The following is an 11,066-nucleotide window of genomic DNA, read 5'->3' as shown; positions in this document are numbered from 1 at the left end:
AAGATGCACGCGCAACAGACTCGCATGAACAAACGTTCAGCCGCCGTTGAACGTGCCTCCTTGTCGCCGCGACTAAGGCAACGAGCCCGCGCAGTTCCGCGCGGCACCATTGCCGCGCTTTAAAGATGACACCTTGGAGGCGCCGGCTATTCCCGAGCCGGTCATGAAGCAGGCGCTCCTTGTTGTCGCACTCGCAGCCGCCGCCTATGCCGGCGCGCCGTTAACCGTTCAGGCGCAGGAGGGCGTCGACAAGGCCGCGGCGGCCGCCTTCGACAACCGGATGTTCGCGGGCCCGCCCGGCGCGAAAGCCTATGCCTGCTTTGTGCGGCGCTACGATGCAAATCATCTGGCGCAGCATCCGAAGCAGAAGGTCAGCGCGATGAAGCTGCTGGTGTCAGCGGAAGACGCTCCGGAGGACAAGGCTACCAACTATTCGTTCCGGCTCGGCGTCGCGTATCGCCACCGCCCTGGCAATTTCGACTCCAGCGGCTACTGCAATCATGCCATCGCGGCCGAATCCGGCCGCGAAATGCGCTTCGAATGCGGCGTGGATTGCGAGGGCGGCGGGATCACCGTGGCGTTGTCCAAGGACAATAAATCCGCGATTGCGCGCCTTGGCCGCATCATGGTGTGGAATCGCAACAAGCCCGACGACGATGCGGGCGAAGCGCTGTCCGCCGGCGCCGACGACAAGATCTTTCGCGTCGATCGCGCGGACTTGGGCGAATGCGCCGAACTTGTGACCGACCGCAAGGAACTCGCTGCGCTCCGCCACAAATGATAGGTTTGCCCAAAGGGACAACACTGGATCAACAATAATTGCGCGAGAGACGCCATGCGCCGACGCAGCATCCTCTGGGGCACGCTTTCAGCGATCGGCGCCGTCTTGGCAGCGTCCCGGGGCCGGCGCCGCCACCGAAGCACCGCCGCAAAAGCTGAAGGTGGTCTATCACCTTGATGACCTCGACAAGGTCAATTTCGTGGTCGGCAACATCCAGAACCATCTCGACGGCGTCGGCGGCCCCGGCAATGTGACGATTGCGCTGGTGGTGCACGGCCGGGCGCTGAAGGCATTTCATTCAGCAGCCGCCAATCCCGAGCTGTCAAAACATGTCGCGCGGTTCACCAAGGATGGGATCGAGTTCGCCGCCTGCGGCAACACCATGAAATCGCAGAACATCGGCCTCGCCGACTTGCTCCCCGGCTTCGTTGCCGCCGAGCGCGGCGGGGTGGTCCGCCTCGCCGAGCTGCAATCCCAAGGTTACCTCTACCTGCGGCCCTGACGCGCGGTCCTGCGCCGCAACGCGTCATAAAAATGTGCTGAGATGGGGGTCTGCTCGCAGCTGCGTCCGAGGGGATCGAACTGTTGTGAATGGCGTTATCCCTTGGAAATGCTGATATTCCGCCCGGGGCTCCCGCCATGTTGACAATCCCCCTCCGCCCCCGAAAGCTGCCCGGGAACCCAAAAATCGACCCTCGACCGAACGAGAACAGGCACCCATGAACCCCGTCAAAGCACTCGAAAATCACCGCCAGGCCGTCTGGCTGGACTTCCTCGCCCGCGGCTTCGTCGCCAACGGCGACCTGAAGCGGCTGATCGAGACCGACGGCGTCAAAGGCGTGACATCCAACCCCTCGATCTTCGAGAAGGCGATCGGCAGCTCCGACGAATATGACGGGGCGATCGGCAAGGCCCTCAAGAGCGGCGACCGCTCGGTCGCCGACCTGTTCGAGCACCTTGCGGTCGAGGACATCCAGCGCGCCGCCGACGTGCTGCGCCCGGTCTACGACCACAGCCACGGCGGCGACGGCTTCGTCAGCCTCGAGGTGTCGCCCTATCTCGCGATGGACACCAAGGGCACGATCGCGGAGGCCGAACGGCTCTGGAAAGACGTCCACCGCAAGAACCTGATGGTCAAGGTGCCGGCGACGCCGGAGGGCCTGCCGGCGATCGAGTACCTGATCGGCGAAGGCATCAGCATCAACATCACGCTGCTGTTCTCGCAGAAGGTCTATCGCCAGGTCGCCGAGGCCTATCTCAAGGGCCTGGAGAAATACGTCGGCAAGGGCGGCGATCCCTCCCACGTCGCGAGCGTCGCGAGCTTCTTCGTCAGCCGCATCGATACCGCCGTCGACAAGCAACTCGACGAGAAGATCGCGAAGGCCAACGATCCGCACGAAAAGGAGCGGCTCGCCGCCTTGAAGGGCAAGGTCGCGATCGCCAATGCAAAGCTCGCCTATCAGGACTACAAGCACCTGTTCGCAGGCAGCCGCTGGGACAAGCTGACGGCCAAGGGCGCCAAGCCGCAGCGGCTGTTGTGGGCTTCGACCGGTACCAAGAACAAGGACTATAGCGACGTGCTCTATGTCGAGGAGCTGATCGGCCCCGACACCGTCAACACCGTGCCGCCGGCAACGCTCGATGCCTTCCGCGACCACGGCAAGGTCCGCGACAGCCTCGAGGAGAATGTCGAGGACGCCCGCCATGTGCTGGAGGAGCTGGAGAAGTCCGGCATCTCGCTCGATGCGATCACCGAGGAGCTGGTCAAGGACGGCGTCAAGCTGTTCGCCGACGCGGCCGACAAGCTCTACGGCGCGGTCGCCCACAAGCGCGCCACCTCGCTCGGCGGCGGCATCGACCGCCAGAAGCTCGCGCTCGGCGCCGCCATCGAGAAGGCGGTCGAGAGGAGCACCGAGGAATGGCGCGCCTCGGCCAGGATCCGAAGGCTCTGGCACAAGGACAAATCGGTCTGGACCGGCGACGACGAGGACAAATGGCTGGGCTGGCTCACCAGCGCGGCCACCGCGAACGTCGCCGACTACGAGGACTTCGCCCAGCGCGTGAAGGGGCAGAACTTCACCGACGCCGTCGTGCTCGGCATGGGCGGGTCGAGCCTCGGGCCGGAGGTCTTGGCCCAGACCTTCCCGCACCGGTCCGGTTTCCCGCGGCTGCACGTGCTCGACTCCACCGATCCGGCGCAGGTGCGCGCGATGGAGGAGTATGTCGACATCGCAAGGACGCTGTTCATCGTCTCCTCCAAATCCGGCGGCACCACCGAGCCGAACGTGATGAAGGACTACTTCTTCGATCGGGTGGCGAAGGCGATCGGCAAGGACAAGGCCGGCCACCGCTTCATCGCGGTGACCGATCCCGGCTCATCGCTGCAGAAGGTCGCGATCAAGCAGGGTTTTGCCCGCATCTTCTACGGCGACCCTGCGATCGGCGGCCGCTATTCCGTGCTGTCGCCGTTCGGTCTGGTGCCGGCGGCCGCTGCCGGCATCGACGTCCGCAGCCTGCTCGGCCATACGCTCGCCATGGTGCGCTCCTGCGGTGCCGACGTGCCGCCGCAGGAGAACCCGGGCGTGCAGCTCGGGCTCGCGATGGGCATCGCCGGGCTCGAAGGCCGCGACAAGGTGACGATCTTCGCCTCGCCGGACGTTGCCGATTTCGGCGCCTGGGCCGAGCAGCTGATCGCGGAATCGACCGGCAAGGACGGCAAGGGCCTGATCCCGATCGAGGGCGAGACGATTGGCGAGGCGGCGGTCTACGGCAACGACCGCTTCTTCATCGACCTGCGTACCGATAGCGAGAACGACGCCGCGCATGAGGCCAAACTCGCGGCGCTCGAGGCCGCCGGCCATCCTGTGGTTCGGATCGTGATGCAGTCGATCGACCATATCGGCCAGGAGTTCTTCCGCTTCGAGATCGCGACCGCGGTGGCCGGCTCGATCCTCGGCATCAACCCCTTCAACCAGCCCGACGTCGAGGCCGCCAAGATCAAGACCCGCGAGCTGACGGCCGCGTTCGAGAAGACCGGATCGCTGCCGGCCGAACAGCCGGTGGTATCGGCGGACGGGGTCGATCTCTACACCGACGCGCAGAACGCCGAGGAGCTGCGCAAGGCCGGTGCGAACGGCGATCTCAACTCCTGGATAAGAGCGCACCTCTCGCGCTCCGGCCGCGGCGACTATGTCGCCCTGCTCGCCTATATCGAGCGCGACGGCGACACCATCGACGCCATGCAGGCGATGCGGCTGAAGCTGCGCGACGCAAAGCACCTTGCGACCTGCGCCGAGTTCGGTCCGCGCTTCCTGCATTCGACCGGGCAGGCCTACAAGGGCGGGCCCGACAGCGGCGTGTTCCTGCAGGTCACGACCGACGATACGCAGGACCTGCCGGTGCCCGGCCAGAAGGCGAGCTTCGGCGTGATCAAGGCGGCGCAGGCCCGCGGCGATTTCGACGTGCTCACCGAGCGCGGTCGGCGGGCGCTGCGCGTGCATCTCAAGGGCGATCTCACCTCCGGGCTCGCGGCGCTCGATGCCGCGATCTCGGCTGCACTGAACTGACGGAGGCGAGGGATGCAACTCGGCATGATCGGCCTCGGGCGGATGGGCGGCAACATCGTGCGCCGCCTGATGACCCAGGGCCACACCACCGTGGTCTACGACAAGGACCCGAAGGCCGTCGCGGCGCTCGTCGCCGACAATGCCACCGGGTCCTCGTCGCTGGAGGATTTCGTCCTCAAGCTGGAGGCGCCGCGCACCGCCTGGGTGATGCTGCCGGCCGGCAAGATCACCGAAGCCACCATCGAGGCGCTGTCGAAGCTGATGCAGCCGGGCGACGTCATCATCGACGGCGGCAACACCTTCTGGCAGGACGACGTCCGCCGCGGCAAGGCGCTCAGGGAGCGCGGGCTGCACTATGTCGATGTCGGCACCAGCGGCGGCATCTGGGGCATCGAGCGCGGCTACTGCATGATGATCGGCGGCGACAAGAAAGTCGTCGACCGGCTCGACCCGATCTTCAAGACGCTGGCGCCAGGGATCGGCGACATTCCGCGCACCTCCGGCCGCGAGGGCCGCGATCCGCGCATCGAACAGGGCTACATCCACGCCGGCCCGATCGGCGCCGGGCATTTCGTCAAGATGATCCATAACGGCATCGAATACGGCCTGATGCAGGCCTATGCCGAAGGCTTCGACATCCTGAAGAACGCCAATATCGAGGCGCTGCCGGCCGAGCATCGCTTCGACCTCGACATCGCCGACATCGCGGAGGTCTGGCGGCGCGGCAGCGTGATCCCGTCCTGGCTGCTCGACCTCACCGCATCGGCGCTGGCGCAGAACCACACGCTCGACAACTATTCCGGCTTTGTCGAGGATTCCGGCGAAGGCCGCTGGACCGTCAATGCCGCGGTCGACGAAGCCGTGCCGGCCGAGGTGCTGACGGCCGCACTCTACACGCGCTTCCGCTCGCGCAAGGATCACACCTTCGCGGAGAAGATCCTCTCGGCGATGCGCGCAGGTTTCGGCGGCCACAAGGAGCCGCCGAAAAAGGCATAAAGCGTTTTCAAGCGAAGTGGGCACCGGTTCGCGTGAAGAAAACGCGTCAAACAAGAATCGAGAGCTCGGTTCCGATACAATCGGAACGGAGCTCTAGAGAGAACCGCGGAAGGTCACGTGCAGAAGAAACCCGATCCTTGCTCCTTCATCATCTTCGGCGCCACCGGTGATCTGACGCACCGGCTGGTCATCCCGGCGCTCTACAATCTCGCCGCCGGAAATCTGCTCCCGGACAGATTCTGCGTCGTCGGCATCGCCCGCAAGGGCATGTCGAGCGACCAGATGAAGGACAGCCTGATGCAAGGGCTGCGCAAATTCGCGACCCGGCCGCTCGATGAGGCGGTTGTCACGCGGCTGTTCGAATGCGTCACCTCGATCGAGGCCGATCCGAGCGATCCGCCCTCCTTCGATGCCATGAACGAACGGCTCGACAAGCTCGAGACGGCGCGCGGCACCGGGGGCAACCGGCTGTTCTATCTCGCGACCCCGCCGCGAGCGTTCCTGCCGATCAGCCAGCAGCTCGGGCGCACCGGCATGCTGGAGGAGAACGGCGCCTGGCGCCGGCTGATCGTCGAGAAGCCGTTCGGCACCGATCTGGCATCGGCCAAGGCGCTGAATTCAGCGCTGCTGAAGCTGATGGACGAGCACCAGATCTACCGGATCGATCACTATCTCGGCAAGGAAACCGTCCAGAACATCCTGGTGCTGCGCTTCGCCAACGGCATGTTCGAGCCGATCTGGAATCGCAACCACATCGACCACATCCAGATCACCGTGGACGAGAAGCTCGGCGTCGGTCATCGCGGCAGCTTCTACGACGCCACCGGCGCGCTGCGCGACATGGTGCCGAACCATCTGTTCCAGCTGCTGTCGCTGGTGACGATGGAGCCGCCGGCGCGGTTCGACGCCCACGCGGTGCGCTCCGAAAAGGCCGAGGTGCTGAGCGCGATCCAGACCCAGAGCGAACAGGAGGCGCTGCACAATTCGGTGCGCGGCCAGTATCGCGCCGGCCGGATCGGCGACACCGAAATCGAGGACTTTCTCAAGACGCTCGACGTCAGGCCCGACAGCTCGACCGAGACCTATGCCGCGCTGAAGCTGACCATCGACAATTGGCGCTGGGCCGGCGTGCCGTTCTACCTGCGCACCGGCAAGGCGCTGACCACCAAGCGCACCGAGATCGCGATCAAGTTCAAGCAGGCGCCGTTCGCCATGTTCCGCGACACGTCGGTCGATCGCCTGTCGCAGAACTACCTCGTCATCTCCACTGAGCCGACCGAGGGCATCGAGCTGCAGTTCAACACCAAGGTACCCGGCCCGACCATCAATATCGACGGCGTCGAGATGAAGTTCCGCTACAAGGACTACTTCAAGGCCGAGCCGTCGACCGGCTACGAGACGCTGATCTATGACTGCATGATCGGCGACAACATCCTGTTTCAGCGTGCCGACAGCGTCGAGGCCGGGTGGCAGGCGGTGCAGCCTTTCCTCGACGCCTGGAAGAGCGCCGGCGGACGCGGTTTGCAACCCTACAAGGCCGGCAGCGAAGGCCCGGAGGCCGCCAACGCGCTGCTGACGCGCGACGGCCGCAGCTGGCGGAAGCTGGGCTGACATGACCGCGACCGGCGAGCGCAGGATCATCACGGTCGCCGATCCGGCGGCACTGGCGCAGGCGGCCGCCGAGCGGGTGATCGCCAGGACCGACCAGAACAGCGGCCGGATCGCCGTGTGCCTCACCGGCGGCTCCAGCCCCAAGGCGCTCTATCAGTTGCTGGCGACGCCCGACTATCGCCAAAGGATTCCGTGGGACCGCGTCGACTGGTTCATCGGCGACGAGCGCCTGGTGCCGCGCAAGGACCCGCTGCACAACATGAGCATGGCGCGTCAGGCCTTCCTCGACCGCTGTGCGCCGGCCGCGAATGTCCATCCGATTGCGACCGACACCGCCGATCTCAGGGATCCCGACGTCAGCGCGGCGCTGTATGAGAATGAGTTGATGGCGTTCTACGGCGCCGAACAGCTCGATCCGAAGCGTCCGCTATTCGACCTGGTGCTGATGGGCATCGGCCCCGACGGCCACACCGCTTCGCTGTTTCCGGGTTATCCCGCGGTCGAGGAAACCCAGCGCTGGGTGGTCGGGGTGCCCAAGGCCAATGTCGAGCCGTTCGTGCCGCGCGTGTCGCTGACCTTGCCCGCCCTCGCCTCGTGCCGCGAGATGCTGTTCGAGGTGGCGGGCGAGAACAAGCGCGCGATCTTGACGCGCCTGTTCGCAGGCGAGAACCTGCCGGCAAACCGCGCGCGATCGCAGGGCGAGACCGTCTGGCTGATCGATCAGGCCGCGCTGCCGGAGGACTTTCGTGGGTGACGAACAAAACCCCTGCGCACTGGTCGTGATGGGCGTCTCCGGCTCGGGCAAGAGCACCATCGCCGACCGCCTGGCGATCAGGATCGGCTGGCGCTTCGAGGACGGCGACAGTTTTCATCCGCCTGGCAATGTCGCCAAAATGCATTCCGGCCAGCCGCTCACCGACGAGGATCGCTGGCCCTGGCTGCACGCGATCGCCGACGAGATCGACCGCACCTGCGGCGTCCGCGAACGCGCCGTCATCGCCTGCTCCGCGCTGAAGCGTGCCTATCGCGACATCCTGGTGCATGGCCGGGACGATATCCGCATCGTCTTCCTCGACGGCTCGCAGGAGTTGATCGCCACGCGGCTCGGCGCGCGCAAGGGCCATTTCATGCCGCCGGGGCTGCTCGCCAGCCAGTTCAAGACGTTGGAGCCGCCGACACCGGAGGAACGCCCGATCACGGTTGCGATCGACCGTCCGGTCGAAATCATCGTCGAAGACATCGTCACTCAACTGAAGCTGGACCGCCCATGACCCGCATCGCCCTTGTCGTATCCGATGTCGACGGCACGCTGCTCACCAAGGACAAGACCTTGACCGACGGCGCCAGGGCGGCAGTGCGCAGGCTGCATGAGGCCGGCATCGGCTTCACCATCGTGTCCAGCCGGCCGACGATCGGGATGGGTTTCCTGATTGCGCCGCTTGCGATCACGCAGCCAATTGGTGCCTTCAACGGCTCCTCGATCGTCGATCCGCAGCTCAAGCCCCTCGAGCAGCATTTGATCCCGGCAGCGGTCGCAAAACGCTGCATCGACATGCTGCACGAGCGCGGCGTCGATATCTGGCTGTTTACCAACGATCGCTGGCTGACCCGGAATCCTGACGGCGAGTACACCGCTCACGAGCAGCACACGATCAAGCATGATCCGACCATCGTCGGCGACTTCACTCCCTATCTCGACCAGGCCTGCAAGATCGTCGGCGCCAGCTCGGATGCAGCCCTGCTGCGGCGCTGCGAGGTGGAGATGCAGCAGATGGTCGGACGCGATGCCACGGCGGTCCGCTCGCAGACCTACTATCTCGACGTCACCCCGCCCGGTCACGACAAGGGCACCTTCATCGAGGGCATCGCGAAGCGCCTTGGCGTGCCGCTGGAGAATGTCGCCACGATTGGCGACATGCAGAACGATTTGCCGATGTTCGCGCGAAGCGGCGTCTCCTTCGCGATGGGCAATGCCAGCGATGACGTGAAGGCGCGCGCCACGCATGTCACCGAAACCAACGAGCAGGACGGTTTCGCGCGCGCGATGGACACGGTGTTGCAGCTTCGCTGAGGTGTGCGGACGTTCGCCCCACCCGTGATCGAGCGCGGGCCGCAGCGTGATCGTCGCCCGCACAATTTCTGATTATTGGAAATATACTCCTGATTTGCCCGACATGTCAAGTTGACTTGTCGAACGCCGGCAGCTGCCGGCTCCTTTGCATGGGGTTGTTTTCGATATTTTGGCAGCGCGCACCTGCGGCGGTCCGCAAGCGGAAGACGGAGGGCGGCATCGCCGCGGTGGTTTAAGTCGAACGCTGCACCGCGGGCTTCTCGGCGTCGGCCCTGGCAGCGCTGAGATTGTGCGCGGTGTTGATCAACGCGATATGGGTCAGCGCCTGCGGGAAATTGCCGGTCTGCCGGCCGGCGCCGGAATCGAACTCCTCGGCCAACAGTCCGAGATCATTGGCGACCGCGACCACGCGGTCGAACATGGTCTGCGCCTTGCCGACATCTCCCGCCAGCACATGGGCGTCGGCCAGCCACAGGCTGCAGGCCAGGAACGCGCCCTCGATCGGCTGGATCTCATCGGAGACCTCGCGCGGATCGTGGCGCAGCACGAAACCGTCGGGCATCATGTGCCGCTCGACCGCCTCGATCGTGCCGCGGATACGCGGATCGGCGGACGGCAGGAAGCCGACCGACGGCAGCAGCAGCAGGCTGGCGTCGAGCAGCTTTGAGCCATAGCTCTCGACGAAGCTGTTGAGGGTGGGATCGAAGCCGCGATGGCAAACGTCGCGATGGATGGCGTCGCGCAGCACCCGCCATTTGACCAGCGGTCCCTTGAAGCCCAGCCGTTCCGCGCTCTTGATGGCGCGGTCGAAGGCGACCCAGCACATCACCTTGGAGAACACGTAGTGTCTTGGCGTGCCGCGGCGCTCCCAGATGCCGTGATCCGGCTGATCCCAGACATCGGCGAGATGGGCGACGACGGTGCATTCGAGCGACCAGTTCTCCTTGTCGAGCTTCAGCTTGGCCATGCGGGACTGGTGGAAGGCATCGATCAGCTCGCCATAGACGTCGAGTTGCAGCTGCGCATGCGCGGCGTTGCCGACACGCACCGGCTGCGCCCCTTCATAGCCGGGCAGCCATCCGGCCTCCCATTCCAGCAGGCGCCGCTGGCCCAGGATGCCGTACATGATCTGCATGTTGGCCGGCGCGCCGGCTGCGGCTCGCAGCAGCCAGTTGTGCCAGGCCGCCGCTTCCTCGGTGTAGCCCGAATTCATCAGAGCCAGCAGCGTAAAGGTGGCGTCGCGCAGCCAGCAGAACCGGTAGTCCCAATTGCGCGCGCCGCCGAGCTTTTCCGGCAACGACGTGGTGGGTGCCGCGACGATGCCGCCGGTCGGCCTGAAAGTCAGCGCCTTCAGCGTGATCAGCGAGCGCATCACGAGGGCGCGTTGATAGCTGCCGTCATAGGTCGAACGGCTGCACCATTCCCGCCAGTATTCCTCGGTGTCCTTCAGCGCAGCCTCAGGGTCGATCGGCTCCGGCACCGGGTGATAGGACGGTCCATAGGTCAGGACGAACGGCACCGTGTCGCCCTCGCCGACCTCGAAATCGGCGATCGTGGTCAGATCCTTGCCGCGGGTTTCGACCGGCGTGCGCAGCACGGTCATGTCCTGCCCGCTGATCGCCAGAAGTCCGTCGCCATCCGGATTCTTCCTCACCCAGGGGACATCGACACCGAAGCCGAAGCGGATCACCAGCTCCATGCGCATCTTGACGCGGCCGCTGATGCCGCGAACGAGGCGGACCACATCGGAGGCGTTGCCGCGCGGCGGCATGAAGTCGATCAGCGCGACCGCGCCGCCTTCGGTCTCGAACCGGGTCTCCAGGATCAGCGTATCGTCCCAGTAGCGCCGCGCGGTCTGCTTGATCTCGCCTGTGGGCGCCAGCAGCCAGCGACCATTCCTCGACGTGCCAAGCAGCGCCGCGAAGCAGGGGTCGGAATCGAACGCGGGCCAACACAACCAGTCGATCGAGCCGTCGCGGCCGACCAGGGCTGCGGTCTCGCAATCTCCGATCAGTCCATAGTCTTCGATACGAGAGGCCAC

At 65.3% G+C, this 11,066-nt stretch carries 8 protein-coding genes and 1 pseudogene; 8 read left to right on the top strand and 1 reads right to left on the bottom strand.

Annotated features, from left to right (window positions below):
- The first annotated feature begins 163 nt into the window (after positions 1 to 163).
- From JEY66_RS13265 to JEY66_RS13230, 8 genes and pseudogenes are all read left to right on the top strand, one after another.
- Positions 164 to 781, top strand: coding sequence for a hypothetical protein (locus JEY66_RS13265; protein WP_026193165.1), 618 nt, complete (start codon positions 164 to 166; stop codon positions 779 to 781).
- 54 nt (positions 782 to 835) lie between these two features.
- Positions 836 to 1,283: pseudogene (locus JEY66_RS13260) on the top strand (DsrE family protein).
- Positions 1,284 to 1,500: 217 nt separating this feature from the next.
- Positions 1,501 to 4,347 carry a bifunctional transaldolase/phosoglucose isomerase gene (locus JEY66_RS13255; protein WP_018273090.1) on the top strand — a complete coding sequence of 949 codons (2,847 nt, stop codon included), beginning with the start codon at positions 1,501 to 1,503 and terminating at the stop codon, positions 4,345 to 4,347.
- A gap of 12 nt (positions 4,348 to 4,359) precedes the next feature.
- Positions 4,360 to 5,343 (top strand): phosphogluconate dehydrogenase (NAD(+)-dependent, decarboxylating), encoded by a 984-nt coding sequence (gene gnd, locus JEY66_RS13250; RefSeq protein WP_018273091.1) that lies wholly within the window; start codon positions 4,360 to 4,362, stop codon positions 5,341 to 5,343.
- A gap of 117 nt (positions 5,344 to 5,460) precedes the next feature.
- Positions 5,461 to 6,954 carry a glucose-6-phosphate dehydrogenase gene (gene zwf, locus JEY66_RS13245; protein ID WP_018273092.1) on the top strand — a complete coding sequence of 498 codons (1,494 nt, stop codon included), beginning with the start codon at positions 5,461 to 5,463 and terminating at the stop codon, positions 6,952 to 6,954.
- 1 nt (position 6,955) lies between these two features.
- Positions 6,956 to 7,708, top strand: coding sequence for a 6-phosphogluconolactonase (pgl, locus tag JEY66_RS13240; RefSeq protein WP_018273093.1), 753 nt, complete (start codon positions 6,956 to 6,958; stop codon positions 7,706 to 7,708).
- A 28-nt stretch (positions 7,709 to 7,736) separates the two neighbouring features.
- Positions 7,737 to 8,225, top strand: coding sequence for a gluconokinase (locus JEY66_RS13235; RefSeq protein ID WP_018273094.1), 489 nt, complete (start codon positions 7,737 to 7,739; stop codon positions 8,223 to 8,225).
- Positions 8,222 to 9,025, top strand: a complete 804-nt coding sequence (locus JEY66_RS13230) for a Cof-type HAD-IIB family hydrolase (RefSeq protein WP_018273095.1) — start codon at positions 8,222 to 8,224, stop codon at positions 9,023 to 9,025. The genes JEY66_RS13235 and JEY66_RS13230 overlap by 4 nt, the downstream gene beginning before the upstream one ends.
- Positions 9,026 to 9,257: 232 nt before the next feature.
- On the opposite strand, the gene JEY66_RS13225 is transcribed toward JEY66_RS13230, so the two are convergent.
- Positions 9,258 to 11,066, bottom strand: a complete 1,809-nt coding sequence (locus JEY66_RS13225) for a glycoside hydrolase family 15 protein (RefSeq protein ID WP_018273096.1) — start codon at positions 11,064 to 11,066, stop codon at positions 9,258 to 9,260.

It is taken from the genome of Bradyrhizobium elkanii USDA 76 (assembly GCF_023278185.1).
GTDB lineage: Bacteria > Pseudomonadota > Alphaproteobacteria > Rhizobiales > Xanthobacteraceae > Bradyrhizobium > Bradyrhizobium elkanii.
Note: the sequence above shows the minus strand (reverse complement) of the source record. Positions and strands in the feature narration are given on the sequence as shown.